This window comes from Leyella stercorea, from assembly GCF_019052365.1.
Taxonomy (GTDB): domain Bacteria; phylum Bacteroidota; class Bacteroidia; order Bacteroidales; family Bacteroidaceae; genus Prevotella.
In genome coordinates, this window is sequence record NZ_JAHQUY010000160.1 from 1 (window position 1) to 1,410 (window position 1,410).

The 1,410-nt window shown below is 38.9% G+C and carries 1 protein-coding gene; it reads left to right on the forward strand.

Annotated elements, in window-relative coordinates:
• The first annotated feature begins 930 nt into the window (after positions 1-930).
• A complete protein-coding gene (locus tag KTQ90_RS13335) occupies positions 931-1,128 on the forward strand; it encodes a prevent-host-death family protein (RefSeq protein WP_254359545.1) in 198 nt (65 codons plus the stop codon).
• Positions 1,129-1,410: the final 282 nt, after the last annotated feature.

Consider the following 1,410-nt stretch of genomic DNA (forward strand, 5'->3'; position numbering starts at 1 on the left):
CACCACCTCAACATAGAAATCTCACCATCTCACCACAACAACACCTCAACAAAAACAAATAATTGCAAAAACATTAGGAACTTTGAAGAATAATGCCTAAATTTGCAGCAACAGTTCCCACCACGCTTCCCATAGAACAGCGAACCAGGGTGGGACTTTTACTTTTTATATGTTTATGAAATATTCAAAACAGCCCTTAGACTATTCTGAAATCCTTGATTTGTTGGCATCGCGTGGTCTTATCATTGCGGATAGAAACAAAGCCATAGAATAAAAGTGCTGTTGTGTTAAGAAACTACCTCGCCCACCACTCACGAGTTTGGAACAGGAAGTTCCCTATTAAACCTCAAATGACCACTCCTTTGCGTGGCAAATGGGTCACACCTCCTATTGCCAACTACGATAAGCTTTATTCGCAGTTATGTTATCTTAAGTATTTACTGGATGTGATACGCCCTTATAATGATTTTACGCTAAGGTTGAAGAAACTTCTTGGTGAGCACAGCAATGTAGATGTTTCTGCTATGGGATTTCCAACTAATTGGGAGGGCGAACCTTTGTGGAAGTAAAATAAACGGGATACTCACACTGATGAACATCTCACTCCGCTACGATTCTTCTGCGGCACAAGACGAATGAAGCTGCAGGACTCTAACGAGATCCGGCAGCTTCGCGATGTGTGCATATTTGAGGTGAATGGGGTAGAGGTGTATATGTAGTTTGGTTATCAAATAATGTTAATTGGCTACCATTTCGATTATTTTTTCAATAAAAAAGCGTATCTTTACATAAGAAAGGCTGCACCTCGGCAATTGAAGTGAACTTCATTGCTCTCGGTTTGCACTTTCTTTGCATCGTAAAAAAATATATTGAACTATGGTTGTAGTTAGCACAAGAGACTTTCGCACTAATCAGACAAAGTATCTGAATTTGGCAAAAGCAGGAGAGCACGTAGTCCTAAAATCGCGTGCTGGCAGTTTCCGCATTTTACCAGATGATGGAAGTGATACCATTGATGCACCGCGCGACTTGATGAAAGAACTCAGAAACGCTTTGACGGAGGTAAAGGAAGCCATTGACGGAAAGCGTAAACTTCAATCTGCAGAAAGTTTGCTCTATGAGTTGTAATTATCACTTATAAAAAGTGTGTGTCAAAACTCACAAGTGGCATGTCCCGAAGGGGCTATGTGATTATTGGGCTTTCAGCCCGCATTAATTGAGTTATGCACACCCTCTTTTTATATACCCAAATCCATCTGACTCTAACAAAATCCTCTTATCTTAAAATTTAATAAAAACAATATTGCCTTTCGTTGTTTTACTATTTTTTTTGATAAATTTGTTTTTATATTTAATAACACTACTGTCCCGTTAAAGTGGACTAATCGCTCTTTGAATTAATTGAAATAC